Source organism: Pseudonocardia petroleophila, assembly GCF_014235185.1.
Lineage (GTDB): Bacteria > Actinomycetota > Actinomycetes > Mycobacteriales > Pseudonocardiaceae > Pseudonocardia > Pseudonocardia petroleophila.
In genome coordinates this window covers 5,872,806-5,898,090 of the sequence record NZ_CP060131.1, presented here as the reverse complement: position 1 = coordinate 5,898,090, position 25,285 = coordinate 5,872,806, and the positions used below count along the sequence as shown (strand labels likewise).

Genomic DNA, 25,285 nt, shown 5'->3' with positions numbered 1-25,285 from the left:
GTAGTTGTGTAGTGGGCGATCGGACGCGGCTGATATGCGATCGACGACCGGAAGACGCCAGGAGGAACGCATGACGCTCCGACAGCTGCCGGCGGGTCCGCCGCTGACCCGTCGACGGTTCCTGGCGGTCTCCGCCGGCGCAGCGCTGCTCGCCGGCTGTACCGCCAGGGAGGCCACTCCGCCCAATCCGGTCGGGCCGTTCTCGCCTCGGATCATGGAGCTGGAGCAGGCCCGCGCCCGTCCGGGGCAGCGCATCGTCGACGCAGTTCTGCGCGCCGCTCCCGCTCGGCGGGGCGCGGGTCACCATCTGGACCTACGGCGGTGAGCTACCGGGCCGAGAGATTTGGGTCCGTCGCGGGGATCTGCTGCGGGTCCGGCTCGACAACGCCCTGCCTCAGCCCACGACCGTGCACTGGCATGGGCTCGCGCTGCGCAACGACATGGACGGGGTACCAGGGCTGACCCAGCCGGAGGTTGCGCCGGGTGCGACGTTCGACTACGCGTTCGCGGTGCCCGACGCCGGCACCTTCTGGTTCCACCAGCACGTCGGCGCGCAGCTGGACCGGGGCCTGTATGCGCCGTTGATCGTGGAGGACCCGGACGAGCCCGGTGACTACGACCGGGAGCTGGTTGTCGTGTTCGACGACTGGCTCGACGGCACCGGCCGCGATCCCGACCAGGTGCTGACCGAGCTGCTCGCCAACGGCATGGGCGGGATGGACATGGGCAGTGGGGCAGCCGCCATGACGATGCCACGGTCGGACCTGCTCGGGGGCGACGCGGGTAACGTCACCTACCCGTACTTCCTGGCCAACGGTCGTACCGCCGATGCCGCCCACACCCTGGAGGTGCGACCCGGTCAACGGATCCGGCTCAGGATGATCAACGCTTCCGCCGACACCGCGTTCCGGGTCGGCGTGCCCGGCACGGCGATGACGGTCACGCACACCGACGGGTTCCCGGTCGTCCCTACCCGCGTCGAAGCGGTGCTGCTCGGCATGGGCGAGCGCGTCGACGCGGTGGTCGAGGTGCCGGACGCGGTGATGCCGCTGCTCGGCCTGGCCGAGGGCAAGGACGGGGTCACCCAGGTGCTGCTGCGCGCGGGCCCGGGAGCCGCACCTGACGTGGTGGCGGCTGCTGTTGCACTGCGCGGGAGCCCGGTCACCCCGGTGGGCGACCTGTCGGCCACGGAGTCCATGGGGTTGCCCGACCGGGAGCCCGACGTCGTGCAACCCATGACGCTCGGCGGACCGGAGCCCGGCTACACCTGGACGATCAACGGCCGGACCTACGACCCAGCGGCCGGGGTCCCGGTCCGGGAGGGGCAGCGGGTGCGGCTGCGGTTCGAGAACCCCACGTCGATGTTCCATCCGATGCACCTGCACGGGCACACGTTCCAGGTCCGCGGCGCGGGTGGTGTGGGTCCGCGCAAGGACACCGCGATCGTGTTCCCCAGGCAGGCGCTCGAAGTCGACTTCGACGCCGACAACGCCGGTCAGTGGCTGACCCACTGCCACAACGTCTACCACGGCGAGGCCGGGATGATGACGGTTGTGTCGTACGTCGACTCGTAGGCGGCGCTCGCCGCTCGCGCTCAGCGCAGCAGCAGGGTCACACCGGCGCCCACGAACGCGATACCGGTCGACAGCATCACCAGCTGCCGCCCGTACCGCGTGTGCCGGGGGAGCGACCGGAGCGGGAAGATCAGCTGTCGGCCGAACGTGTACGCCGCGACCGCGGCGACGAACAGCGCCCCCGCCGGCTCGGTGTCGACGACCAGCAGCAGGGTGCCCGCGACCGAGCCGATCAGCACGGCCCACGCCGACTCCAACAGCTGGGTCGGGATCCGGCGTACGCCCAGGCGCCGGTCGGACGACCAGAGCCCCCACCGTGAGGCGGTCACCCGGCCGGCACAGCAGCCGCCGAGGAAGCAGCCCACGCGCCCGATCGCCATCCCGGCCATGAGGCCGGGCGCGGTCACGTCCATCAGCCGGCCGACCGGGAGCCCGAGCAGCAGAGCGCCCGCGACGATGGTCCCGATCGCGGCGAGGACGAACCCCTGAATGCACATGCCCGTGACCCGTACCGGCGTCCGCGGGCTCTGTGGATGTTCCAGGCGGTAGTACAGCCGTGCCCCGCCGAGCCCGAGCAGGCAGGCCACGAGCGAGAGGGTCGACAGCTGGCCCATGGGCAATCCGAACCGGGACGCGAGAACGCCCTGCAGGATCAGTGCAACGGCAGCGCCGGCGCCGACCAGCGCGGGCCAGGCGCCGATCCGGACCCCGGGTGCCCGCACGCGGACGAGTGGGGCGTAACCGGTAGTCGTCGCGACCTGGGCCGTTGCGGGCACAGATCGGTCGGGGGTGGACGGGTCGACGACGGAACGGGCCTGCACGGTCCAGTCGCCGGGCGTGATGCCCTCGATGCGGCGGGTCAGTGAGACGGTTCCGCTGCCCGGAACGACGCCGGCGATGGTGTCGAGGACGTCAAAGGTGTCGCCCGATGCGGGTGGGTTCGTCGCTCCCGCCCGCAGGCCGACGAACCGCACGGTCAGCGGGTACGGCTCGCCGTCCCGCGGTGCGTCGAAGGTGAGGGTGACGCCGAGTGCCTGCGGGTCGAGGCCCTCGACCGGACCGCAGTTGGCCTGCGTGGCCTGCAGTGACGAACCCACGTTGAGCGTCGCGGACGGGGGTGTCGACCGTGCGGGTGCGGAGCCTTGCTTCTGGCGGGCCGTGGCTCCGGGGGGTGCCGTGGCCGGCCGGGGAGGTTCGGTCCGACGGCCGGGCTTGCGCAACAGGATCTCCGGCGTCGATGACGGTCCGGCGGCCGGACGCCGCGTCGTCGCGGCGGGCGGCGGCACCGCCCGTGCGCGCCTGCGTTGCTCGCGCTCGGCACGGCGGCGTTGTTCTCGGCCCACGTCTCGATCTCCTGTTCCCGGTCTGGCGACGGGCCGGTGGTTCACCGGCACCGGGGGCAACGCAGCCGCGGTCCGGCGAGGCGCCAGCCGAGCGCGAGGACGCTGTCGGTTCCTTCGCGAGGGCCCGTGAAATGCACGTAGTCGGTGCCGTCGCAGTGAGTGGTGTGACACTCCGCGCACCTGGCGGTGAAGCAGGTCGGGTCGGTCCCCGGCCGGGTCTCGTGCACGTGCCGACCCCCGGCGTCGATCCGGACGGTGCAGCCCGCCTCCGGGCGGAGGATGCCGACGACGACGTCCGGGTCGTGCGGACGGCGCCGGCCGCTGCCCAGGACGACGACGGCGAAGATGAGTCCGACGACCGCCGCGGGGATGCCCGCGAAGACCAGCACCGCGCTCCAGGTGCTCACCGTTCCGGCCGCCGGATCGCGACCCCACTGGTCGATCGACGTCGTCGTCGCGTTCTGGGCAGACGATGCACGGGGCCTCCGCTGGGTGCCGAACTACGTAGTGTCTCAGTAGTTTAGCGGCAGGGCGTCAAGACCCGGTGACGTGCTGAATCCGCGCGGCACTCCGCGAGGTGGCGGGGCCGCGCAGGTTCTGGGTCGGGCTACAGGCCGAATGGCAGGACGCCGCACGCGACGGCGCCGACCAGCGTGGGTCCGGCCAGCAGCGTGACGGAGCCGGCGGTGAGCAGGGTTCGGGCCCGACGCAGTGCCCTGCGATCGGGTGGCGACGCGAGTCGTTGGGCGCGCTCCGTCACGTCGGTGGCCGCGGCGGCCAGGGCGGAACCGGGCATGCCGACCGGGGCGGAGAGCGTCACCAGGGCCCTGAGAAGGTCGCGGGCGCTGCGGCTGTCATGGATCGCCGCGTCGTCCGCACACATCTCCACCAGTCGGGCGAGCTCGCGCCGGCCCGTGGTGAACAGGCGCACACGCGGCATGATCCGGGCCAACGCGCCGCTGAGGCCGAGCACCATGTGATGGCGGCCCGCGAGGTGGGCCCGTTCGTGCGCGAGGATGACGCTGAGCTGGTCCTGGTCGAGTGACTGCAGGGCCGGGCGGCTCAACACGATCGTCGGCGGGCGCCCGGCGACCGCGTAGACCACCCTCTCCGGCACGTCCAGGATGACCGCGCCGAGTGTGCTGTCGTGGTGTCCGAGGAGGCGGGCGTCGTCGGCGTGGCGGTGGGTCAGGGTGCGCGCCCGGAGCAGCGCGCGGCCCAGTCCGAACGAGGCACCGACGGTGCCGGCGACCAGCGCCACCGCGGTCCCGATCGCCAGCCACTGCCCGACTGAGCCGTGGGCACCGAGCGCCGCGGCGCAGAAAGAGGCGGCGCACCGGCCCACGACGTGGCGGACCTCGGGGGAGAGGAGCACCTCGACCGCAGTCAGCACCACGGCACCCAGCCATGCCGCCAGGACGCTGACGATGGCCGCCAACCAGATCGTGACCCCGAACGTGGGTGCTCGATCCAACAGCGCCCGGCGGACGAGGACGCGCGGCGCCACAACCGCCACCACGAACCCGTAGACGATGAGGCACGCCGCGGCGGTCATCGCGGCGGCTCCTCCATGGTGGCCAGCAGTTCGGCCAGCCGGCGACTGTCGGCCGGATCGATGCGCTCGACGAAGTGACTCAGGACCGCACGCGGGTCCCCTCCGCTGCCCAGGGCCTCGCGCATCAGTTCGGCGCTGTGTTCGGCCCTGCTGGCGGTGGTGCGGTAGCGGTGCTTGCGACCCTCGCGGACACGGGTCAACCTGCCCTTGCGGTGCAGGTTGTGCACGGTGCTCATGACCGTCGTGTACGCGATGTCCCGGTCCGCCTGCATCCTCTCGTGCACCTGCGGGATCGTCGCCCCGTCCGGGAACGCCCACAGGTGCTCCATCACCGCCGCCTCGAGCTCGCCGAACCCGCGCATCACGACCCCCTCCCGGTCCGCTCAGCGTAGCTGCCGCGGCTGATCTCCTGCGGGTCGCCGTTCGGCGCGTGGCGGGCGCCGGTCGGCTCCCTCGTGCAGCGATCGGGCTGCGGAGCGGACGTTCTCGCTACTGTCTCATCCAGTAGATGACGATCCGGTCTCGACGCGTCCGCTCCCCCGCTGTGGTGTCGAGTGCCGACCAGATCACGAAAGGAATCTCGTGGCGCGGCATCGCTCCCCCCGTGGCCGCCGCACGCAGACCGCGCAGGTCCGACCGGCCCCCTTGTGGCAGCCGGCTCACCCCGGACCCCGGCTCGTCGGCGCCTCCTCCGTACCGATCGAGTACAGGAATCCGTCGGTTCCCGGTCGCGTCATCGCGGCCACCGTCGCCGGTGGCCTGCTTGCGCTCGCCGGCGAGACGGCGCTCGCGGCGTCGCCGGCAATCGACGACCCCGACGTGTTCCGGCTCGGTGCGGCGACCCTGAGCGTTCCACCGACATCGAACGCGGTGGTGGTGCCGGTCGCGTTTCCTGCGCCGCTCGAGCCTCCGGTCGCCGACGCCGCGGGTTTGATCAAGGCGGTGGAGCTCGAACGGGTGGCGGACGAGGAGGCGCGCCGGGTGGAGACGGCCCGGGCGGCCGAGGAGGCCCGGGCCGCGGAGGAGGCCGCGGAACAGGCCCGGCGCAGCGTCTCGACGGTCACCGGCCTCCTCAGCGGCGGTGGGGTACAGATGATGACGGGACGGATCACCTCCGGGTACGGCCCGCGCTGGGATGCCCAGCACAAGGGCCTCGACATCGCCGCGCCCGTCGGCAGTCCCATCCGCGTTCCCCTGGACGGTGTCGTGGTCGACTCCGGCCCCGCGAGCGGCTTCGGCCTGTGGGTGCGTGTGCGGCACGACGACGGCACCGTCACCCTCTACGGCCACATCGACCGCACGCTGGTGCAGGTCGGGCAGCGGGTGTCCGCAGGGGACGTGATCGCCGAGGTCGGCAACCGGGGCCGTTCCACCGGGCCCCACCTGCACTTCGAGGTGATCGCCCCGGGTGGCGGCAACGTCAACCCGACCCCGTGGTTGGACGAGCGGAACATCGCCGTGACATGAGAGGCCTCCGCGGTCACTACACGTTCTGCGGCGCGGCGGCCCGGCCCGGGGCCGCGCTACCAGCATGATCCGGACACCGGCACGAGGTGGAAATGCGAACGATCCCGGTCGTGCTGTCCACCGTCGTCGGCCTGCTGCTTGGTGCGTCCGTGGCGGCGGCGCAACCCGCGCCGCCGCCCAATCCCTCGGACGATGCCCTCGACGCAAGCCGTTCCGCTGTCGTCGAGCGGGCCGCTGAGCTGGGCCGGCTGTCGGGCGTAGCCGCTGAGCTCGACGGGCAGGCCGCTGAGGCGCGGGACGTCCTGCAGGGCCGCCGTGAGGCGGCGTTCGAGCGGCTGACGGTGCTGCAGGCCGCCGAGGAGGCGGCCGCCGCCGCGGCGGACCGCGCCGCCGACGCCGAGGTCGCCACCACCGCCGCCCGCGGTGTGGTGGATCAGGCCCGGCAACGGCTCGACCTGGCAGCGGCCGCCACCTACCAGCAGACACTCGATCTCGGCCCGCTCGGGCTGCTGACCGGCGCGCAGACACCGGAGGACCTGATCGCCCGAGCGGAGTTCGGCAACCTCATCGGGCGGGAACTGGCCCGGACCATCGACGCGGTGCAGCGCGCCCACATCGACCAGGTCAACGCCGGGTCCCTCGCCCGGGCGGCCGTCGATGAATCAGAGGAGGCGAGCGCAGCTGCCGAGCAGGCCCGCGTCGTCGCCGACGCGGCGGTCCAGGACGCCAGCGCCGCCGTCGCCGACCAGCAGGCCCAACTCGAACGGCTCGACGCGCTACGTGCGGGGGTCGAGGCCCAACTGGCGTCCTTCACCGCGACGGACCAGCGGCTCCGCGAGCAGCGCGGCGCCTATCAGTCCTACCAGCAGCGGGCCGCGCAGGCCGCGGAGGACGAGCGACGCCGGGCCGAACGGGCTGCGGTCTCGACCGACACCGATGCCGGCAGCTCGACCGGCCCGGCCGCCGCACTGGGTCCGGAGTACGGCTGCCGGACGGGCGTGCCCCGGTGGGGGCCGGTGAAGCGGTGGGTGTCCGACGCGGGGCAGCTGTTGCGCTGCCGCTTCGGCATCGAGTCGGTCGGCGGGGTCGGGCCGCGGGGCCGGGTGTCGGACCACCCGCTCGGCCTGGCGCTGGACTTCTTCGTCGACCAGGAGACGGGCGATGCGCTGGCCGAGTGCGCGTTGCGCAACCGCGGCCCGCTCGCCGTCAAGTACGTCATCTTCCGCCAGCGCATCAACTCCGGCTCCGGCTGGCAGATGATGAAGGACCGCGGGTCCCCCGTCGAGAACCACATGGAGCACGTTCACATGTCCTTCAACGCCTCGCCGGGGGGTTCGCTGGCGTCGGTCCGATGCTGAGCGGCTCCTTCAGGAGCCCGACGCCGGCGGCTTCGTGGGCGTGATGCCGACGTGGATGTGGTCCTGATGGACCGCGTCGGTGAAGAACCCGGTCCCGGCGGGGAGGACGGGTCCGCCGACCTCGGTCGCACCCGCCGCCCCGGCCGCCGCCATGAACGCGGTCAGCGCCGGGTCGTCCCGGGGGATCGCTGCGACCAGTCTCCCGTCGATCGCGCGCACATCGACGGCTCGGCCGACGGTGTGGTTCGAGATGCGGGTGGTCGGGAAGACGGTGCCGGGGTGGCCGCTGACGAGTACCTGCACGTCCAGGTCCCAGGTCTGCGCCAGCGTGGCGAGCACCGAGAGGATCGGGTCCCCGGCGCGGCGTTCGACGATGTCGTCGCGCGCCGGCCCGGGCAGCTCGATCCCCGGGGCCTCGAGCACCTGCCCGCCGCGCTCGGTCGGGCAGCCCGGTCGGGCCTCGGCGTAGGCGGGACGCGCCGGTTCGATCCGCGAGGTGACCTCCCAGGCGCCGTCCGCCTGCCGGGCGAGTCGCACGTCGAGCAGGACCTCGCGCTCACGGGCGCCGGTGCTGTCCCGCAGTTCCTGCCGGGCGAGCACCATGACGCTCGCCGTCGCGTCGGTCAGCCCCCCGTACTGCGGGTAGACGACCTGCGTGGTCGCGGACGACGCGCTCTCGTCGAGCAGCGGTCCGGCGACGACGACGAGGTCCGCCGGGTAGCCGGCGGCGGCCAGCCGCTCCGACGCAGCCGCGGGGGACGACGGCGACCACGTCCCGACGGACTGCACGAAGCGGACCGCGGTCACCTTGATCTCTGGGGTGACGTCGAACGGGGCCGCATCGAAGGCGTCCGGGTCAGCCGGTAGAGGGGCGGGCACTTCGGCGGGGGTGGGCTGCGGTGCGGGTGGGGTGCTCGTCCGGGGCGGACCGTCGGCCCCGGATGCGTCGGCGATGACGACGCCACCGAGCACCGCGGCTGCGGCGAGCAGGATCCCGACCGCGACGACGCCGATCCGGCGGGTCACCGGTCCCGGCCCCCGTCGCGGAGGTCCACCGAGAACCAGCGCAGGGAGCGACCGTCGCGGGCGGTGGCTGTCCGGCCGCACCGCCATCCGGTCCGCTCGTAGAAGCCGCTCGCGGCGCCGTCGGCCACGACCTCGACGTGGGTCGCGCCGCCGGCGGCGCAGATCCGCAGGAACTCCGCGGTCAGGGCCCGCCCGGCGCCTCCGCGGTGCAGTCGCGGGGCGACCGCGATCGCGGTGAGGTCGGCGACCGCGGTACCGGGTGTGGCGCCGGCGATACGCGGGCGGCGGAGCCGTCGCAGGTAGGCGGTCGAACGGGTACGCAGGAACCGTGCCAGTACACGCGGCCGGACGAGCAGAGCGCCGGCGCCGAACATCAGCAGGGCGCGCCGGTGCCGCGTGAGCAGCTCGACCCGGAACGCCCCCCGGTCGACCGCCCCCACGAGGAACCCTGCGACCTGTACCCCGTCGTCTGTCGGTTCGTGGCAGATGAGGGCGACGCCGTGCTCGCTGTCGATGTGGGCCTGATGCCACCGGGCTACGAAACAGGCTCCGAGCGAGGGGAAGAGCCCGACTGGTAGCTGGTCGACGTGTAGCCGGGCCATGGCGCGGACGTCGCCGGACGTCGCCCGCCGGACGGTGACCGCGGACGGGCAGGGTGCTGCCGCCGATGATCGGGCGCCACGAGGTAGGGAGCGGGGTTGGGGTACCGGCACGGAACGGGGCGCGGGGACGGGCAAGGTGCTGGGCACAGCGGACTCCACACGGATCACGGGGCGGTGCGCGCCCCGGAGGTGGAGCGCGTTCAGGTCGTGACGGGCGGGACGGGCGGTGCCCGGAGCCGAAATTGCTGCCCGGAGGCGCGCTGTCTGTGACGGCAGGTGAGTTCCGGTGGCGCGGGAAGGGTGACGTCGACCGACCGTCGCGAGAAGGACCTGAGGACAGTCCGTGGCCGCCACCGCAGACAGCGGTGGAGCAGCGGCTCGACGCTCGCCACCGACATGACGACCACGGCGGCCAGGAGCAGCTGCCCCAGGGTCACCGGCGTCTCCAACAGTGTGTGCGGGGCGTCCGCGGCAGCCGAGCCGGGCGGCACGAACGTCGTCATGGCGTGCAGCACGGGCTGGCTCAGTAGGGCGGCGGTCGCCGCCGCGTTCGCGGCACGCGCACGTCCGGCCGTGCGCAGCCGCAGCGCGCCGAGCATCAGCGCGAGCAGGCCCAGTGCCACGGTGTGTGTCGCCGTACCGCCGGCGGCGATGTCGGCTCCGACCGCGACCGCGCCGGCGATCGCGGCCGCGCCGGCGGCTGCAGCCGGATCGCACCACGCTGGTCGCACGCGCCGGGACTCCTCTCGCACAGCCGGACGTTCCCGACGGTACCCGGCCCCGTCACCAACTACGTACTTGGGCAGTTGTACGCAGTGTCGTCGAAGGAAGCAGGACGTGATGAGGCACTACTCGACCTACGCGGCGATCGCGTTGACCGCGATCAGTCTGGCGACGTTCACCGCCGTCGGAGCGGCCGACGAGACCGGTGCAGCCGTGGTGCCGGGAACGCCGTGCACGGCAACGGCCGAGGCCTGCGTCGACCTCGGACGGCAGCAGGCGTGGCTGCTCACCGGCGGTCGGGTGGTGCGCGGTCCGGTGCCGATTAGCTCGGGGGGGCCGGGCCGGGAGACCCCGACCGGCACCTTCGGGGTGGAGTGGAAGCACATCGACCACGTCAGCGGCGAGTTCGGCACGCCCATGCCGTACTCGGTCTTCTTCGCGCCCGGCGGGATCGCCTTCCACGAGGGACCCATCGACCATCCCTCGGCCGGGTGCATCCGCCTTCCGGCCGCCGACGCCCCGCCGTTCTTCGACACGCTGCAGGTCGGCGACGAGGTGCAGGTGCGCTGAGCCCGAACTGGGTTACGGCCCGGCGAGGGCGGCCTCCACCGCGGCGGCGACCTGGTCGGGGTCGCGGAACACCAGCGGATCGGTGACCCGCACCGCCGAGCCGTCGGGGCGCACCACCCAGTTGGTCGGCAGGACGGGTGGCGTGCCCAGGGCGGCCTGCACGGCGTTGTCTGGATCGAGCACCGAGGGATAGCCCGGGTCGAGCTCGTCGGCCATCGCCAGGGCGTCGGCGGGTCGGTCGCGCACGACGACGCCGAGCACGTCGATCGCGTCCGGCTGCGCGGCGTAGGCGTCGAGCACGGGGATCTCCTCGCGGCACGGCACGCACCAGGACGCCCACAGATTGAGCAGGACCGGCCGCCCGGCGAGCACGGCACCTAGTGGTACGGCACCGATCTCGCCGAGGCAGGGCACGACGACGTCGGCCAATGCGCCCGGGGGGACGGACACGCCCGAGGGGTCGGGACAAGGCGGTAACGCGGCTGCGGCCCGCGCCGGGCCGAGGGCGGCGTCGTCGTGCCGTTCCGCGACCCGCTCGGCCGTGACCGGCCGCGGGTCGGCCGACGTGTCGGGGTAGGCGTCGGGTCGCGGCCACAACGCGACCACCCCGGCGACGGTGAGTACGACGACCAGCACCGTCCACCGCAGCTCCGAACTCACCGTCCGGCTCACAACGGGAGGGTGTAGCCGGCGATGGGTCCGCGCATCCACGCCACGAACTCGCCCCACGCCCCGGTCACCAGCAGGGCGCCGAGCAGGACGAGCATGACCCCTCCGGCGATCTGCACGCCCCGGATGTGGCGGCGCAGCCAGCCGGCGGTGCGTGCGGCCCAGCCGGTGCCCAACGCGATGAGGACGAACGGCACGCCCAACCCGGCGCAGTACGCCAGCACCAGCACGACCCCGCGGGCGGTCGACGGACCGACCTGGGTGCCGGTGGCCAGGGCGATCACCCCGGTCAGGGTCGGGCCGAGGCATGGGGTCCAGCCCAGCCCGTACACCGCGCCGAGGACCGGGGCGCCGGCCAGCCCGACCCGCGGGACGTGGTGGATCCGGACGTCGCGCTGCAGGGCCGGGACGAACCCGAGGAACACCAGGCCCATCGCGATCGTGACGACCCCGCCGATCCGTTGCAGCAGCAGCTCGTTGCCGACCAGCCAGTCCGAGAGTCCGAGCACGAGCAGCACTCCGGCGGTGAACACGACGGTGAATCCGCCGACGAACAGCAGTGCGGCCCCGGCGACCCGCCACCGGCCGGTCCGGGTCCCGACCCCGTCCCCGGAGACGCCCTCGTCACCGACCAGCCCGGCCAGATAGCCGACGTAACCGGGCACTAGCGGCAGGCAGCAGGGGGAGGCGAAGGAGATCGACCCCGCGGCCAGGGCCAGCGCGACGGCGACCAGGAGCGGGCCGGAGACCGCGAGCTCGGTGAGCCCGTTCACGTCCCGCCCCCGCCGGCCGGTGCCGGTTCCTCGGCGGCGACGCGCTGCACCACGGGCAGCAGCTCGGAAACCCGGACCGCGGTGAGGAACACGGCTGCGACGCGGTGCTGGCGGTCGAGCACGATCGTCGAGGGCACCGTGCTGCGGGGGAACCCGCTCAATGCCAGCAGCGAGCGTCCGGGGTTGTCGTAGATGGAGGGGTAGGTGATGTCCCGGTCGGCCATGAAGTCGCGGGCGGCGTCGGCGCTGTCGCGCACGTCGATGCCGAGCAGGGTGACGCCCTGTGGCTGCATCTGGTCGTGGATCTGCTGCAGCCCGGGCATCTCCTCGCGGCAGGGGCCGCACCAGGCGCCCCAGAGGTTGAGCACGACTACCTGGCCCGGGTAGTCGTCCAGGCCGATCGTCGAACCGGGTTCGAGGAGGCTCTCCCCGGACAGCCCACTCACCGTTCCACGGGAGTCCGGCGGGTCGTAGAGGATGCGGGTCTGTCCCCCGGGGGCGACGAAGGTGAACTCGGCGGCCTGGCTGGGTGCAGAGCCGTCCGGCCGGCTGAAGCTGCAGCCGCTCATCGCCACGAGCAACGCCACCACCAGCGCAGTCGTGACTCGGCCGCGCAGGCGACGGAATGGGACGGGCTGCATGGCACCTCCGAGTGGGGTCATTACTACTATGCGTTGTAGAAGAAGCTGGTTCACCAGCGGGGTGGCCGGGGTCGGAGCGTCAGACGACGGGTGTGAAGGTGGCTCCGTCGTCGGTGGAGCGGTGTACGCCGCCGGCGGTTGCAGCCAGCAGTTCGTCCGAAGTAGCTGTAACGGCCTGGGGTCGGCCGCCCGGGACCGTGCCCGTGGTGGTCCAGGTGGCGCCGGCGTCGGTACTGGTGTGTACAGCGCTGTCCAGGTCGAGGCCGTACACCGTGCCGTCGGGCGCCCACGACACGTACGCGAGCTGCGGTCCGGTCGGCGGTGCGAAGGTGCGTCCGCCGTCGGTGCTCAGCGCGGTACCGCCCTGCACCGTCGCCAGCACCCGCTGACCGGTACCGGTTTCGACCGCTATGTCCAGCGCCTCGACGGCGGCCCGGTCCTCCCAGGTCCGCCCGCCGTCGGTGCTGGCGCGCAGGAGACCGTTGGTGGCGTCGTAGCCGTACACGGAATCACCGGCGACCTCGAGGGCGTGGAAGTCGACCTCACCGGTCAGCGACAGCGGCGTCCAGGTCGCGCCGCCGTCGGTGCTCTCCGCGAGCCCGATTGGTTCGGGCAGCGAGTCGTCCGGGGCGGGGTGGCCACTGGAGAGGAACCGGCTGGGCCCGGCAACGGTGAAGCCCATCAGGTCGCGACCGGCCGCACCGGCCGGGACCAGCCCGTCGGGACCGCTGCGGAACAGCCCGTCGTGCGAGGCGACGTAGACGGTCCCGTCGGCCGGGTCGGTCCCGACGCCGTGCACGTGCTCGAAGACCGGCCCGTCCGCGGCCGGGGCAGTGGCGCCAGGGGAGGAGCAGGCGGTCACGGCGACCCCTGCGAGCGCCAGGGCGGTGATGGTCCGGAAGCGGTGCGGCATGGTTCTCCGGTTCGGTCAGGCCGGCGGGCAGCCGGCGTCGGGTTCGGGGACGAGGAACGGGTTGCCGGCCAGTGCGACGAGGAACTGCTCGAACCGGGGGTCGGCGGGGGTGTCCAGGACCAGGCGATGGCCCCAGGACTGCAGCGACAACGGCGCGCCGAGCCCGGGGAAGGGCGACAACAAGAGATCGTCACCGTCGGTAACACGGAAGCCGAGCTGTCGCACGGTGTCCGCTCGCAGCAGCCCCGGGTTATAGGTGACCCACACCGCGCCGTGCTCCAGCGCGTGCACGGCCTCCGCCGGGTCGACCGGGCCGGGCGAGGTGACGCCGTCGCAGGGGGCGGCGCGCGGGCCGTGTGAACCGCCCGTCGGCGGCCGGCCGGGCTCGAGGACCGGCTCCGCTCCGGGTACGTCGTGCTCATGCGTCGGCACCGGTTCGACGATGACGCCCGGGATTGCCGTCGACGGGTCCCGGAGCTGCTCGGTCGGGCGCAGGGCCGCGAGCTCCCGCTCCGCCGCCGACGGCAGCAGCATTCCCACCACGACCGAACCGAAGGACCCCGCGGCCACGAGCATGACCAGCGGGCCGGCCCACCGCGACCACCGCCCGGCGGGCTGCTGCTCGCTCATCGCCGCCTGCCCCGCAGCACCGGCAGCAGCAGCGCCACCGCGGCCAGAATGAACACCGGCAGGTCCCCGGTGCGCGCGTAGGGCGTCAGGCCGGTGCGCAGCGGTACGTCGGCCCGCAGCAGCGCCGGGTCACCGAGGACGCTCTGCTCGACCACTCTCCCGTCGGGCAGGACGATCACCGAGTAACCGGTGGGGGCGGACTGCAGCACGGTGCGCCCGAACTCCAGTGCGCGCATCCGGGCGCCGGCCACCTCGATCGCCGGGACGTCCTCGGTGACGTAGGACGCCGCGTTCGTCGGCACGAGCACGATCTCGCCGCCCGCGGTGACGGCCTCGCGCACACGGTCGGCGAAGAGCACCTCGTAGGAGATGACGACGCCGAGCGGCCCGACCGGCGAGTCCAGCAGCGCGGTGCCCTCGCCGGGGATCGCGTCGCGCGGGACCAGAGCAGTCAGGTCGGTGACCCGTTCCAGTAGCTCGCGGCCGGGAATGTACTCCCCGAACGGGACGCGGTGCTCCTTCTCGTAGCGGCCCAGGATCTCCCCGTCTGGACCCCACAGCACGGCGGCGTTGCGGAACCCGGTGCCCTGGTTCTCCACCACCCCGACCACGACGGAGGCGCCCAGGCGGCGGGCGAGCGCGGCGGTGCGGAGGTCCCCGGCCGAGCCGGCCACCGTGCCGGTCACGCTGATCACCGTCTCCGGCAGCACGACCAGGTCGGGGGAGCCGGTGATCCGTTCGGCCACCGCGAACTGGCGGTCGGTGGTGTCCTGGGGGTCTGTGAACACCGCACGCAGGCCACGCGGGCCGCCGCCCTGGACGACCGCGACGTCCAGTGTCCCGCTGTCCGTGGTGTCGACCAGGGTTCCCACCGCGACCGGGAGCGCGGCCACGACCAACGCTGCTGCGACGACCCGTGCGCGTCGCCGCGCCAGCACGAGCGCGGCCAGCGCGACACCCGCCGTCGCGGCGCACGCCGTCACCAGCGGCGACCCGCCGAGCGGTGCCGCCCACGCGAACGGTCCGTCGAGCTGCGAGTGCACCAAGGCGGGCAGCGGGAAACCGTCGAACGGGAACCGGGTCTGCACCGCCTCCAGCAGCACCAGTGAGCCGGGCAGTGCCCAGATCCCCCCGGGTCGGGTGGTCGGGACGAGCGCAAGGGCCGCGGCCAGCATCAGCGTCTCGACGAGCGCGATCGCCAGGTACCCGGCGAGCGCGAAGCCACCGATCCAGCCGAGCGTCGTCCCGTACAGAACGGCGCCGGCGACGGCCCCCACCAGCAACCGCCCGCGCACGGTCCGACCGTGCAACGCGAACGTCAGGACGGCCGCACCGAGCGGGAGCAAGGGCCACCATTCGCGGGGGGACGCCGCCAGAGCCCACAGACCTCCGGCCAGAACCGCCAGAGCGAGGGAAAGGGGGACGGGAAGGGCCGGGCGCGACGGAACCAGCTCGGTCCTGCGCCGGATCAACTGCGGCAACGTGCGGATGAGTCCCCCCGGATGTCAGGTCCTGCCCGCCCAGTATCTACTAGGCTCTGTAGAAGTTGACGCCCGGTATCCAGCGAGAGACAGCTCAGGTGGGACGCCGTACCTGTCCAGGTGCATGACCGGGCTGCGCTGCCCGGAGCCGGAGAAGGGCCGTAATGTCGTGAAGGTGAGCCGAGCGGTCTTCGATCCGGCGCTCTGCTCTCGCTCGCGCCGTGTTGCTGTGGGCTTGTCCTGCTCGCTGGCCTTGGCTGCCGACCTGCTGACGGACGAGGCGCCGCTGCATGTGCTGACGCTCGTTGCCGTCACCGCACTGGTGGCCGCGACGAGGCTGCACCTGATGGGCAGCTCCTACGGTTTGATGCGCGCTCTCGGTGCGTGCGCTGCGTCGCAACCCGCGCTCCACATTGCGGCCGAGTACGGTCCGCACGCGCAGGTCGAGCACGGAGTCGGGCAGCAGATCGGTCATGCGGATATCGCAGTCATGATCACGCAGATCGTCATTGCGACTGTGATCGTCGGGGTTGTCTCGTTCAGTGACCAGATCGTTTCTGCAGTGGTCGGCGTCATTCGAGTCGCGAGAACCACGTCATCATTCGCGTGTACCAGGGCGTCGACGGCGGTGGTGCGTCGCGCACCGGCCGCGAGCCGACTGATCAGTCGATATCGACCAGGAATGGTGGCTCTGCGAGGTCCGCCGCCCCGCTTCGTGGCCTGATCCTCGACGCTGGCCTCTGGGCGGACAGTGGTGGTCCGTCGCGCGCTGGGGTCTCTTTTGCCTGGTGACGTGCGACTGTGCAGGCGACTACTCCCTTGCATTCATTATTTATTGGATCATTATTGAGCATGGAGCGAGCTGTACATGTATACACGAATACTCGCAGCACACCCGGTCGGTAACGATGGCAGTGGGGGGTGGGTGGCCGTCGCGGTGTTCGGTGTGATCTTCATACTCGTGCTCCTGATCGCGGCTGCGCATCTCACTGATCCTGATCGACGTGCGCGATCGGCTGGGGCTGAGCAGGACGAGCACATCCCTCACGAGTCGACGGTTCCCGCCGCCGACCGCGATCGTGATCCAGCAACGGGATCGACGTGAACCGCCTGACGCAGGTACGTCGGACCGTTGTCAGGCGCGTATCATCGTCGCCGATCGTGCGGGGTCGGATCGGACCGCCGGATTCAGGGGAAGTCTGGTCGCAAGGCCCACGGCGTCTCGTGCGTCTCACCGGGCTGTTGCTGGGTCTCAGTCTGCTCGGCGGAATCGTCGCAGCCGGCATCGCGTTCCCGGCCGCCATCGGGCTCGGGCTCGTCGCCAACGACGCCAGCGACAGCGTCGGCAGCGTGTCCACCGAGGTCCTCGACCAGCCGCTGCCCCAGACCACCATCGTCACCGACAACGCGGGCAACACGATCGCGCAGCTGTTCGTCCCGGACCAGAACCGCCGCTCGGTCACCTCCGACGAGATCTCCCCGGCCATGAAGGCCGCGATCGTCGCCGTCGAGGACCGCCGGTTCTACCAGCACCAGGGCGTCGACTGGCAGGGCACGGTGCGCGCCGTCGTCACCAACTCGGTGTCGGGCAGCATCGAGCAGGGCGCCTCGACGCTGACGCAGCAGTACGTCAAGAACTACCTGCTCTACGTCGACGCGCAGACCGAGACCGAGCGGCTCAAGGCCACCGAGCAGACCCCGGCGCGCAAGCTGAAGGAAGCCCAGATCGCGCTGCAGCTCGAGCAGTCGCTGAGCAAGGACGAGATCCTCACCCGCTACCTCAACATCGTCCCGTTCGGCAACGGCGCCGCCGGCATCGCCTCCGCCGCGCGCACGTACTTCGGCGTGACCCCCGCCGACCTGACGGTGCCGCAGGCCGCGCTGCTCGCCGGGATGGTCCGCAGCACCACCGCGACCGACCCGGTGCAGAACCCGCAGGCCGCGCTCGACCGGCGCAACCTGGTGATCCAGCAGATGCTGGAGCAGCAGATGATCGACGCCACGCAGGCCGACGCCGCGCTGGCCCAGCCGCTGGGGATCGCCTCCCCGCTCAACACGCAGGCCAACGGCTGCATCGGCGCGGGCTCGGCCGGGTTCTTCTGCCAGTACGTGCAGGAGTACCTCGCCGAGGCCGGCTTCTCCACCGAGCAGCTCCGCCGCGGCGGCTACACCATCCAGACCACGCTCGACCGCACCGTCCTCGACGCCATGCAGGCCTCGCTCACCGCCGAGGTGCCGCCGGACCAGCCGAACGTCGCCAACGTGATGGCCACCGTCCGGCCCGGCACCGACCGGCACGAGGTGCTCGCGATGGGCTCCAGCCGCGTCTACGGCCTCGACGGCGACGCGCTGGAGACCAGCTACGGGCTGCCCTACATCCCGGTCCCGCTCGGCGCGGGCTCGGTCTACAAGACGTTCACCGCGGCCACGGCGCTGGAGAAGGGGCTGGGCATCAACTACCAGCTCTCGGTGCCGGCCAGCGGGTACGCCTCCCCGATCTACGTCGACGGCGGCGGGCGCCCGCTGCCCGTCCAGAACTCCGGCAACTACGCGGAGCGCATGACGCTCACCGACGCGCTCGCGCAGTCGCCGAACACCGCGTTCGTCAAGCTGATGGAGTTCACCGGCGTGCCCGACGTCGTCGACATGGCGGTGCGCCTGGGCATGCGGTCGCTGGCGACGGAGCGCTTCGTCGACCCCAACACCGGCCAGCCGACCGACCGCTCGATCGCCGAGGTCACCAAGGCGCAGCGGCAGGCGTCGTTCACCCTGGGCGTGAGCCCGACGAGCGTGCTGGAGCTGTCGAACGTCGGCGCGACGCTGGCCAGCGGCGGCATGTGGTGCCCGCCGACGCCGATCGCGTCGATCACCGACTCCGTCGGCAACCCGGTGCCGGTCACCGAGGCGCCGTGCGAGCAGGTCGTCGAACGCGGTCTGGCCGACGCGATGATGACGGCGATGAGCCGCGACGACCTGCCGGGCGGCACGGCGGCGCGGGCGGCCGGTGAGGTCGGCTGGGACCGGCCGATGGCGGGCAAGACCGGCACTACCCAGGCCAACAAGTCCGCGGCGTTCCTCGGCGTGGTGCCGGAGCTGTCGGGTGCGGTGATCACCTACGACAACGACAATCGCCCCGACGCGCTCTGTGATGGGGCCGGTTCCCCGTTCGCCTGTGCGCGCGGCAATATCTTCGGCGGCAAGACCCCCGCCGAGACGTGGTTCGGCACGATGACGCCGCTACTGGAGGGCCAGCCGGTGACGCCGCTACCCGCGGTGCAGGACCGGTACCTGGAGGGCGGCGCGGAGTCCCGCGTTCCCGACGTGGTGGGTGACGGGGAGAACGACGCCCGCGCGACGCTCGAGTCGGCTGGCTGGATCGTCACCGTCCGCGAGCAGGACAACGCGTCCTCGCGCGGCACCGTCATCGGGCAGAGCCCGCGCGGCACCGCGCTGCCTGGCGAGACGATCGTGCTGACGGTGAGCACCGGCGAGGTCCCGCCACCGCCAGCCCCGCCGGGGGACCAACCCCCGGCTGAGGGAGAGGACGAGTCGTCGCCCGCCGACGACAGCGGCGACGCTGTGGATGGGGGTTGACGGTCCGGCGCCAGAAGGTGCACCGCAGAGGTGAGTAGCTCAGAGATCGCGGCGCCGGACGACGCCGCAGGGCGGCGTCCGTGGCACGCAGCAGTGCCGCGTCCCGCTCGTACGGAACGAGCGACGCGCCTGCGTTCGTCGTGAGGTGGGGACGTCGCCGGGTCACCCGTCGTCGGACCGAGGCAGGAGAATGTGCCCGGCTCCGCAGAGCCGGGCACATCCTGCGTTCGACGTGGTCAGACGCGGGTCTAACCGGCTCGGGAGGTGAAGCCGCGCAGCCGCAGGCTGTTGGCGACGACGAACACCGAGCTGAACGCCATGGCGGCACCGGCGATCATGGGGTTGAGCAGCCCCATCGCGGCCAGTGGGAGCGCGGCCACGTTGTAGGCGAACGCCCAGAACAGGTTGCCCTTGATCGTGGCGAGAGTGCGGCGGGAGAGCCGGATGGCGTCCCCGACGGCGCGCAGGTCACCGCGGACCAGCGTGATGTCGCTCGCCTCGATCGCGACGTCGGTGCCGGTGCCCATGGCCAGGCCGAGATCGGCCTGGGCGAGCGCGGCGGCGTCGTTGACGCCGTCGCCGACCATGGCCACGACCTTGCCCTGGTCCTGGAGCCGCTTGACGACGTCGAGCTTGTCGGCGGGCAGGACCTCGGCGATCACCTCGTCGATCCCGACCTCGTCGGCGACGGTGCGGGCGACCGTCGCGTTGTCGCCGGTGAGCAGCACCGGGGTGAGCCCGAGCGCCCGGAGCTGGCTGATCGCCTGCGCGGAGGTGGGTTTGACGGTGTCGGCGACGGCGAGCACGGCCCGCGCCTGCCCGTCCCACGCGACGGCGATCGCGGTGTGCCCGCGCTGCTCGGCGGCCTCCATGGCCGCGGCGAGCTCCGGGGTGAGGGGCTGGCTCCACTGCTCCAGCAGCGCCGGGCGTCCGACGAGCACGGCGTTCCCGTCGACCACACCCTGCACGCCCAGACCCTCGATGTTGGTGAAGTCCTCGACGTCGGGCAGTGCGCCGACCCGCTCCCGCGCCCCGGCCGCCACCGCCGCGGCGATGGGGTGCTCCGACGCGCTCTCCAGCGCCCCGGCCAGCCGCAGTACCTCGGCCTCGTCCTCCGTGGTGTGCACGCCGACCAGGCTCATCCGGCCGGTGGTGACGGTGCCGGTCTTGTCCAGCACCACGGTGTCGACGCGGCGGGTGGACTCCAGCACCTCCGGGCCCTTGATCAGGATGCCGAGCTGGGCGCCCCGGCCGGTGCCGACGAGCAGCGCGGTGGGTGTGGCGAGTCCCAGCGCGCAGGGGCAGGCGATGATCAGCACAGCGACGGCTGCTGTGAACGCCGCGGCCGCGCCGCCGCCGGTACCGAGCCAGAAACCCAGTGTGGTCGCGGCGAGGGCGATGACGATCGGCACGAAGACCCCGGAGATCCGGTCGGCCAGGCGCTGCACCTCGGCCTTGCCGTTCTGGGCGTCCTCGACGAGCCGCGCCATCTGGGCGAGCTGGGTATCGGAGCCGATCCGGGTGGCCCGGACGACGAGCCGCCCACCGGCGTTCACGGTGGCGCCGACCACGGCGTCCCCGGGTCGGACCTCGACCGGCACGGACTCGCCGGTGAGCATCGAGGCATCGACCGCCGAGCTGCCTTCCTCGACGACCCCGTCGGTGGCCAGCTTCTCGCCCGGGCGGACGATGAACCGGTCACCGACGACGAGCTGCGCGGTCGGGATCCGTACCTCGGCCCCGTCGCGCAGGACGGCGACGTCCTTCGCGCCCATCTCCAGCAAGGCGCGCAGAGCGGCTCCGGCGCGGCGCTTGGAGCGGGCTTCGAAGTAGCGCCCGGCCAGGATGAACGTCGTGACGCCCGCGGCGACCTCGAGGTAGATGTTCCCCGCGCCGTCCGAGGGCGCGACCGTCAGTTCGAACGGGTGGGTCATGCCCGGCACGCCCGCGGTGCCGAGGAACAGCGCGTAGAGCGACCAGGCCAGTGCGGCGAGGGTGCCGAGTGAGATCAGCGTGTCCATGGTGGCCGCGCCGTGTCGCAGGTTCGTCCACGCGGCGCGGTGGAACGGCAGCGCCCCCCACACCACGACCGGGGCGGCCAGGGTGAGCGAGAGCCACTGCCAGTAGGTGAACTGCAGCGCGGGGATCATCGCCATGGCGATGACCGGGACGGCGAGGACGGCGCTGATGACGAGCCGGGTGCGCAGGGCGCGCACCGGAGCGTCCTCGGCGTCGTCGTCGCCGGCGTTCTCGGTGGTGCTGGGCGCCTCGGGCAGCCGGGCGGTGTAGCCGGCCTGCTCGACTGCGGTGAGCAGGTCCTGGCTGTCGACGCTGTTGGTGAAGGTGACCTTGGCCTTCTCGGTGGCGTAGTTGACCGTGGCGGTCACGCCGTCGAGCTTGTTGAGCTTGCGCTCGATCCGGTTGGCGCACGAGGCGCAGGTCATGCCGGTGATCGCGAGCTCGACGTCGGTGGTGGTGGTGGTCGGGGTGCTCATGTCTCCTCCTCCGCGCTCAGTGGCCGTGGCCGGCGGTGGCGTGCGCCGGGGCTGCTGGGTCGGTCGCGGCCCCGGTCGGCACGGTGAACTCCGCCGTGCGGACGACGTCGCCGTGCTGGAAGTCCAGGAACAGCCGGTAGTTGCCTGCGGTCGGGACCTCGGCTACGAACTCGATCTGCGGCCCGGCCGGGGTGACGCCGTCACCCGGTGCGCCGTCCGGATGCACGTGCAGGTAGGCGAGGTCGCCCTCGCGCAGCGCCACGAGATGGCCGTACGCGGCGAGGTAGGGCTGCAGATCGGTCACCGGCACGCCGTCCCGGCTCACGGTCAACGCCACCGGCGACGCCTGCCCGGGGACCAGGTCCCCGGTGAGCTCGACGGTGTAGCCGTCGACCTGCGCGGTCCGGCTCGGCGCATGCTCGACCGGCTCGAACGGGCCCGGCGCGGCGATGTCGACCCCGAGCGTGGTCGGCTCCCCGCCGCTGGGCGCGAAGTCGGCGAAGGCCCGGTAGGAACCGCCGGCCGGGAGGGCGAGCGGCACGGTCCAGGTGCCGTCGGGGGCCATCTCGGGATGCACGTGCTGGAACCCGGTGGTGTCGCGGCGAACGACGATGAGGTGCATGCGCTTGTCGTGCTCGACGTCGTAGGCCGTGACGGGGGTGCCGTCGGGGCCGGTGACGGTGAAGGAGAAGGTCCCATCGGTGGGCGTCGGGTCGGTGGGCGTGAGGGTGTAGCCGCCCCTGCTCGACGCCAACCCGGCGGGCTGGTCGGTGGCGGTCTCCGCGACGGTGCCGCTGTGTACGTCCCCGTGCCCGGCGTCCTCGCCGACGGGCATCGCACCGTGGCCGCTGGGTGCGGCGGTCGCGGTGGTGAGGGGACCGACAGCGGTTCCGGTCGCCCACCCTGCTGTGACGAGCAGGGCGAGCGCCACACCGTAGGCGGAGAGCTTCGCTGCAGTGTTCATGTCCTCGATCCGTTCCTCCTGGCTATGCCGCGAGGCGGTAGCCGGCTTCCTCGACGGCGTTGCGCACGTCGGCCTGGTCGATCGGGGTGGTGCTGGTGACGGTGACCCCGCCGGTGGGTAGGTCCACCGCGACGGCGGTGACGCCGTCGATCTCGCTGATCTCCTCGGTGACCGAGGCGATGCAGTGCTCGCAGGTCATGCCGGTCACCGTGTAGGTGGTCTCGCTCATCTCGTTCCTCTTCTCGCGGAATTCAGGACTTGACCAGCCGTGCGATGGCGGCGCTGGCCTCGGCGACCTTCTGGTCGGCGATGTCGCCCCCCTCGGCCACGGCCTGGGTGACGCAGTGCTTGAGGTGCTCGTCGAGCAGGCCCAGCGCCACGGCCTCCAGGGCCTTGGTGACGGCGGAGACCTGGGTGAGCACGTCGATGCAGTACTTGTCGTCCTCGATCATCTTCGCGATGCCGCGGACCTGCCCCTCGATACGGCGCATCCGCTTGAGGTAGGCATCCTTGTCCTGCGCATAACCGTTCATCGGTCCTCCTGTCCTCTCCTGCGAAGATACCCTAGGGGGGTAGCGTAGGCAAGGCGGGCGCCGTCAGAGCGGGTGGGGTCGGGACGCCTGTAATTACCAGGTGGGCCCGATGTCACGGGTCCTGTGCGGCCGCGGCCTTGCCCAATCGACCGGGGCCAAATCGGCGAGATCAGTCCAGCCGCGTCTGCGTCGGCGGTGCGCGTCTCTTCTTCGTGTAGCTCGACTGCACCCGTCTCGGTCGGCTGGTTGCTCGGTGACCACAGGGCAGCGAGATATGCCGAAGGCTGCCTTCCGGCTTCGGAGGGCGGGAACGGGGGCGTTCCCGAGCCTGACGTGATCGCCGCGTGGTCGCCGCGGTGCACGAGATGACCACGCCAGCAGCGGCGTCGTCGGTGATCGTCGATGAGCGGCTCAGTCGACCTGGACGCCGGCTGCGGCGGCGAGGGCGGCGAGGTCGTGGTCGAGGCTCGAAGAAGCGATCTGGAGGTGCCACTGTCCGTCGCTGCGCTGCAGGGCGCCGAGCTGGATCAGGCCGGTGGGGCCGGTGGCGGGCAGGGTGAGGTGGCCGAGGGTTCGGCCGGTGTCGAGGTCGGTCAGGTCCGCCGAGCCGGGGTCGGTGAGGTCGGCGGGGAGTTGGGCGACGAGGAGGACCTCGGTGATGTCGGCGGGGATCTGGCGCGGGTTGAGGTGCAGGGTGGTGGCGGCGCCGGTCTCGTCGGCGGCGAGGGTGATGGCGCCGCTGTCGTGGTCGGGTTGGCCGTAGAAGACCATGTCGGCGTCGGTGCGGACCTCGCCGGCGTGGGTGAGCAGGAACGCGACGGGGTCGGCCTCGGTGTCGTCGTCGGTGCGCAGCACGAGGCGTAGGTGCGTGGCGGTGAGGGCGATGCGGTCGTCGGGGCGAAGTCGTGGTCCGTCGTGGTCGACCGTGGGCGGTGGTGTGGTCGCCGGCTCGGGCGCGGTGGGCGGTGGTGTCGGCGAGGGGATGGGCGGTGCGGGTGCGGCGGTGGTGGTGGCGCCGCTGGCGCGCCATTCGAGGGCCTCGACGGTCTCGGTGTACTCGAGCAGGTGGCTGCCGGCCGCGCGGGTGAGGAGTTGGCGGACCTCGGCGGGGGTGGTGCGGAAGAACTCGCGGTGCTGGTTGACCTTGTTGAGGCGGCGGTCGGCGAGGTCGGCGTGCAGGCGGCCTTCGAGGCCGACGGCGTCGTCGCTGAAGACGAGGGCGTGGACGTTGAAGCGGAAGGGGACGGACGCGTCGCCGAGTTCGCGGACGCGGTCCATGGGCTCGAGGCGGCGGGTCATGCCGACCTTGACGACGTGGTCGCCGAACGAGCCGATGTTGCTGATGACGTAGACGTAGCCGGCTCGGGTGTTCGCCGCGCGGGCCTCGACGGCGGCGATGTCGATGCGTTCGAGCTGGCCGCGCAGTTCGGTCAGCGCGGCGGGGTCGGGGGAGGGCAGGGCGAGCATGCGGTCGTAGGCGGTGCGGTAGTGGGCCTGTTCCTTGAGCAGCTTTTCGCGGGCGCGTTCGTACTCGCGGCGGGCGCGCTCCTCCTCGCGGGCGGCTTCCTTCTCGGCGCGGATGCGTTCGCGCTCCGCCTCGACCATGGCGAGGTGGTCGGCGGTCAGCTCGATCTCCATGGTCCGCAGCGCGTGGTACCTCCGGGAGACCGCGATGGACATGGTGGCGCCGAGCTTGGCGATGGTGCGCTGGGTCTTGTCCAGGCGCTGGCAGACGCTGGCGAGGGTGTGCGGGCGGACGGTGCGCACGCAGTTGTCGGCCTCGGCGTTGTAGGCGCGCAGCATGAGGGTCGAGAAGTCCTTGACCATCTTCGCGCCCTGCTGGCGTGATCCGTTGACCTGCCAGTCGACGCTGCCGGTGACCGCGCGCCGGGCGGTGACCTCGGCCTTGATGTCGGCGCGCAGCCGCTGGAGGCGGTCCTTGAACGCGACGGAGTTCTCCAGCGGGTGGGTGAACTCGTAGACCCCGGCGGACTGCAGCAGTTCCTGGTCACGGGTCTCGATCAGCAGCGACTTCAGCTGGCCCAGCTCGAGCTCGGCGTCGGTGACGCGGCGGCGGGCCGCGTGCTCCTCGGCGAGGACCTGGGCGAGCTGCTGCTCGGCGGCCTGGCGGCGGGCGGCGCGCTCGACGTGGTCGAGGGCGCCGAGCTCGGCGAGCATCGTGTGGGCGCGGGCGAGCTCGACCTCCAGGTCCGCAGCGCGCCGTCGTCCCCCGAAGATCGCCATACCGTCCGTCCCCTCGTGCGACGGATCGTGACCGTCCATCCCCCTGCCATCGCACCCGTTGCTCAGGGTGTTTCACCTGGTGTCAGGAACCGGTGGGTGGTCGGGCCGTGGTCGCCCCGTGGTCCTCGTG

The 25,285-nt window shown here is 72.3% G+C and carries 24 protein-coding genes; 6 read left to right on the top strand and 18 right to left on the bottom strand.

The window, feature by feature from the left end; genetic code table 11:
* Positions 1 to 185: 185 nt before the first annotated feature.
* Positions 186 to 1,574 (top strand): multicopper oxidase family protein, encoded by a 1,389-nt coding sequence (locus H6H00_RS28925; protein ID WP_221776044.1) that lies wholly within the window; start codon positions 186 to 188, stop codon positions 1,572 to 1,574.
* A 20-nt stretch (positions 1,575 to 1,594) separates the two neighbouring features.
* Here the strand turns inward: H6H00_RS28925 and H6H00_RS28920 are convergent, their stop codons facing one another.
* The 4 genes from H6H00_RS28920 to H6H00_RS28905 all read right to left on the bottom strand — a co-directional run bounded on the left by H6H00_RS28920 (position 1,595) and on the right by H6H00_RS28905 (position 4,834).
* Positions 1,595 to 2,671: a prolipoprotein diacylglyceryl transferase gene (locus H6H00_RS28920; RefSeq protein ID WP_185718794.1), complete on the bottom strand. Its 1,077-nt coding sequence runs from the start codon at positions 2,669 to 2,671 to the stop codon at positions 1,595 to 1,597.
* Between the two features lie 287 nt (positions 2,672 to 2,958).
* Complete coding sequence (locus H6H00_RS28915) at positions 2,959 to 3,324, bottom strand: hypothetical protein (RefSeq protein WP_185718793.1); 366 nt, start codon at positions 3,322 to 3,324, stop codon at positions 2,959 to 2,961.
* Between the two features lie 200 nt (positions 3,325 to 3,524).
* Entirely contained in the window at positions 3,525 to 4,472 is a 948-nt protein-coding gene (locus H6H00_RS28910; protein WP_185718792.1) for a M56 family metallopeptidase, read from the bottom strand.
* The gene (locus H6H00_RS28905) at positions 4,469 to 4,834 is read right to left on the bottom strand and encodes a BlaI/MecI/CopY family transcriptional regulator (RefSeq protein ID WP_185722853.1); all 366 of its coding nucleotides are present in this window, start codon (positions 4,832 to 4,834) and stop codon (positions 4,469 to 4,471) included. The genes H6H00_RS28910 and H6H00_RS28905 overlap by 4 nt, the downstream gene beginning before the upstream one ends.
* A 580-nt stretch (positions 4,835 to 5,414) precedes the next feature.
* Here H6H00_RS28905 and H6H00_RS28900 point away from each other — a divergent pair.
* On the top strand, positions 5,415 to 5,939 hold the full coding sequence (locus H6H00_RS28900; RefSeq protein ID WP_255425425.1) for a M23 family metallopeptidase: 525 nt from the start codon (positions 5,415 to 5,417) through the stop codon (positions 5,937 to 5,939).
* A 92-nt stretch (positions 5,940 to 6,031) separates the two neighbouring features.
* Positions 6,032 to 7,297: a coiled-coil domain-containing protein gene (locus H6H00_RS28895; RefSeq protein ID WP_185718791.1), complete on the top strand. Its 1,266-nt coding sequence runs from the start codon at positions 6,032 to 6,034 to the stop codon at positions 7,295 to 7,297.
* A 9-nt stretch (positions 7,298 to 7,306) separates the two neighbouring features.
* Here H6H00_RS28895 and H6H00_RS28890 read toward each other — a convergent pair whose 3' ends face one another.
* The 3 genes from H6H00_RS28890 to H6H00_RS28880 all read right to left on the bottom strand — a co-directional run bounded on the left by H6H00_RS28890 (position 7,307) and on the right by H6H00_RS28880 (position 9,656).
* Positions 7,307 to 8,323 (bottom strand): hypothetical protein, encoded by a 1,017-nt coding sequence (locus H6H00_RS28890; protein ID WP_185718790.1) that lies wholly within the window; start codon positions 8,321 to 8,323, stop codon positions 7,307 to 7,309.
* Positions 8,320 to 8,763: a GNAT family N-acetyltransferase gene (locus H6H00_RS28885; protein ID WP_185718789.1), complete on the bottom strand. Its 444-nt coding sequence runs from the start codon at positions 8,761 to 8,763 to the stop codon at positions 8,320 to 8,322. The genes H6H00_RS28890 and H6H00_RS28885 overlap by 4 nt, the downstream gene beginning before the upstream one ends.
* Before the next feature lie 362 nt (positions 8,764 to 9,125).
* Complete coding sequence (locus H6H00_RS28880; protein WP_185718788.1) at positions 9,126 to 9,656, bottom strand: hypothetical protein; 531 nt, start codon at positions 9,654 to 9,656, stop codon at positions 9,126 to 9,128.
* A gap of 109 nt (positions 9,657 to 9,765) precedes the next feature.
* On the opposite strand from H6H00_RS28880, the gene H6H00_RS28875 reads away from it, so the two are divergent.
* Entirely contained in the window at positions 9,766 to 10,218 is a 453-nt protein-coding gene (locus tag H6H00_RS28875) for a L,D-transpeptidase (protein WP_185718787.1), read from the top strand.
* A gap of 12 nt (positions 10,219 to 10,230) precedes the next feature.
* Here H6H00_RS28875 and H6H00_RS28870 read toward each other — a convergent pair whose 3' ends face one another.
* From H6H00_RS28870 to lnt, 6 genes are all read right to left on the bottom strand, one after another.
* Complete coding sequence (locus H6H00_RS28870; protein ID WP_221775707.1) at positions 10,231 to 10,890, bottom strand: TlpA family protein disulfide reductase; 660 nt, start codon at positions 10,888 to 10,890, stop codon at positions 10,231 to 10,233.
* Positions 10,887 to 11,660: a cytochrome c biogenesis CcdA family protein gene (locus H6H00_RS28865; protein ID WP_185718786.1), complete on the bottom strand. Its 774-nt coding sequence runs from the start codon at positions 11,658 to 11,660 to the stop codon at positions 10,887 to 10,889. The genes H6H00_RS28870 and H6H00_RS28865 overlap by 4 nt, the downstream gene beginning before the upstream one ends.
* A complete protein-coding gene (locus H6H00_RS28860; RefSeq protein ID WP_221775706.1) occupies positions 11,657 to 12,301 on the bottom strand; it encodes a TlpA family protein disulfide reductase in 645 nt (214 codons plus the stop codon). Before H6H00_RS28860 ends, H6H00_RS28865 begins: the two co-directional genes overlap by 4 nt.
* A gap of 79 nt (positions 12,302 to 12,380) precedes the next feature.
* Entirely contained in the window at positions 12,381 to 13,214 is an 834-nt protein-coding gene (locus H6H00_RS28855) for a F510_1955 family glycosylhydrolase (protein WP_185718785.1), read from the bottom strand.
* Between the two features lie 15 nt (positions 13,215 to 13,229).
* Positions 13,230 to 13,844 (bottom strand): thioredoxin-like domain-containing protein, encoded by a 615-nt coding sequence (locus H6H00_RS28850; protein ID WP_185718784.1) that lies wholly within the window; start codon positions 13,842 to 13,844, stop codon positions 13,230 to 13,232.
* A complete protein-coding gene (gene lnt / locus H6H00_RS28845; RefSeq protein ID WP_255425424.1) occupies positions 13,841 to 15,316 on the bottom strand; it encodes an apolipoprotein N-acyltransferase in 1,476 nt (491 codons plus the stop codon). The genes H6H00_RS28850 and lnt overlap by 4 nt, the downstream gene beginning before the upstream one ends.
* Positions 15,317 to 15,449: 133 nt before the next feature.
* Between lnt and H6H00_RS28840 the strand changes: the two genes are divergently transcribed.
* Positions 15,450 to 16,049 (top strand): hypothetical protein, encoded by a 600-nt coding sequence (locus tag H6H00_RS28840; RefSeq protein ID WP_185718783.1) that lies wholly within the window; start codon positions 15,450 to 15,452, stop codon positions 16,047 to 16,049.
* A 518-nt stretch (positions 16,050 to 16,567) separates the two neighbouring features.
* Entirely contained in the window at positions 16,568 to 18,919 is a 2,352-nt protein-coding gene (locus H6H00_RS28835; protein ID WP_255425423.1) for a penicillin-binding protein, read from the top strand.
* 248 nt (positions 18,920 to 19,167) lie between these two features.
* On the opposite strand, the gene H6H00_RS28830 is transcribed toward H6H00_RS28835, so the two are convergent.
* From H6H00_RS28830 to H6H00_RS28810, 5 genes are all read right to left on the bottom strand, one after another.
* The gene (locus H6H00_RS28830) at positions 19,168 to 21,414 is read right to left on the bottom strand and encodes a heavy metal translocating P-type ATPase (protein ID WP_185718782.1); all 2,247 of its coding nucleotides are present in this window, start codon (positions 21,412 to 21,414) and stop codon (positions 19,168 to 19,170) included.
* Positions 21,415 to 21,430: 16 nt separating this feature from the next.
* Complete coding sequence (locus H6H00_RS28825) at positions 21,431 to 22,378, bottom strand: DUF8832 domain-containing protein (RefSeq protein WP_185718781.1); 948 nt, start codon at positions 22,376 to 22,378, stop codon at positions 21,431 to 21,433.
* Positions 22,379 to 22,400: 22 nt separating this feature from the next.
* Positions 22,401 to 22,607 (bottom strand): heavy-metal-associated domain-containing protein, encoded by a 207-nt coding sequence (locus H6H00_RS28820; RefSeq protein WP_185718780.1) that lies wholly within the window; start codon positions 22,605 to 22,607, stop codon positions 22,401 to 22,403.
* 22 nt (positions 22,608 to 22,629) lie between these two features.
* Positions 22,630 to 22,911 (bottom strand): metal-sensitive transcriptional regulator, encoded by a 282-nt coding sequence (locus tag H6H00_RS28815; protein WP_185718779.1) that lies wholly within the window; start codon positions 22,909 to 22,911, stop codon positions 22,630 to 22,632.
* Between the two features lie 411 nt (positions 22,912 to 23,322).
* Entirely contained in the window at positions 23,323 to 25,155 is a 1,833-nt protein-coding gene (locus H6H00_RS28810) for an SNIPE associated domain-containing protein (RefSeq protein WP_185718778.1), read from the bottom strand.
* Positions 25,156 to 25,285 lie beyond the last annotated feature (130 nt).

What these genes read in the sequence shown, in the direction of transcription:
- H6H00_RS28910 (WP_185718792.1), bottom strand. Translation starts at nt 4,472, where the DNA reads ATGACCGCCGCGGCGTGCCTCATCGTCTACGGGTTCGTGGTGGCGGTT.
- H6H00_RS28905 (WP_185722853.1), bottom strand. Translation starts at nt 4,834, where the DNA reads ATGCGCGGGTTCGGCGAGCTCGAGGCGGCGGTGATGGAGCACCTGTGG.
- H6H00_RS28895 (WP_185718791.1), top strand. Translation starts at nt 6,032, where the DNA reads ATGCGAACGATCCCGGTCGTGCTGTCCACCGTCGTCGGCCTGCTGCTT.
- H6H00_RS28875 (WP_185718787.1), top strand. Translation starts at nt 9,766, where the DNA reads ATGAGGCACTACTCGACCTACGCGGCGATCGCGTTGACCGCGATCAGT.
- H6H00_RS28860 (WP_221775706.1), bottom strand. Translation starts at nt 12,301, where the DNA reads ATGCAGCCCGTCCCATTCCGTCGCCTGCGCGGCCGAGTCACGACTGCG.
- H6H00_RS28855 (WP_185718785.1), bottom strand. Translation starts at nt 13,214, where the DNA reads ATGCCGCACCGCTTCCGGACCATCACCGCCCTGGCGCTCGCAGGGGTC.
- H6H00_RS28850 (WP_185718784.1), bottom strand. Translation starts at nt 13,844, where the DNA reads ATGAGCGAGCAGCAGCCCGCCGGGCGGTGGTCGCGGTGGGCCGGCCCG.
- H6H00_RS28840 (WP_185718783.1), top strand. Translation starts at nt 15,450, where the DNA reads ATGACCGGGCTGCGCTGCCCGGAGCCGGAGAAGGGCCGTAATGTCGTG.
- H6H00_RS28830 (WP_185718782.1), bottom strand. Translation starts at nt 21,414, where the DNA reads ATGAGCACCCCGACCACCACCACCACCGACGTCGAGCTCGCGATCACC.
- H6H00_RS28825 (WP_185718781.1), bottom strand. Translation starts at nt 22,378, where the DNA reads ATGAACACTGCAGCGAAGCTCTCCGCCTACGGTGTGGCGCTCGCCCTG.
- H6H00_RS28820 (WP_185718780.1), bottom strand. Translation starts at nt 22,607, where the DNA reads ATGAGCGAGACCACCTACACGGTGACCGGCATGACCTGCGAGCACTGC.
- H6H00_RS28815 (WP_185718779.1), bottom strand. Translation starts at nt 22,911, where the DNA reads ATGAACGGTTATGCGCAGGACAAGGATGCCTACCTCAAGCGGATGCGC.
- H6H00_RS28810 (WP_185718778.1), bottom strand. Translation starts at nt 25,155, where the DNA reads ATGGCGATCTTCGGGGGACGACGGCGCGCTGCGGACCTGGAGGTCGAG.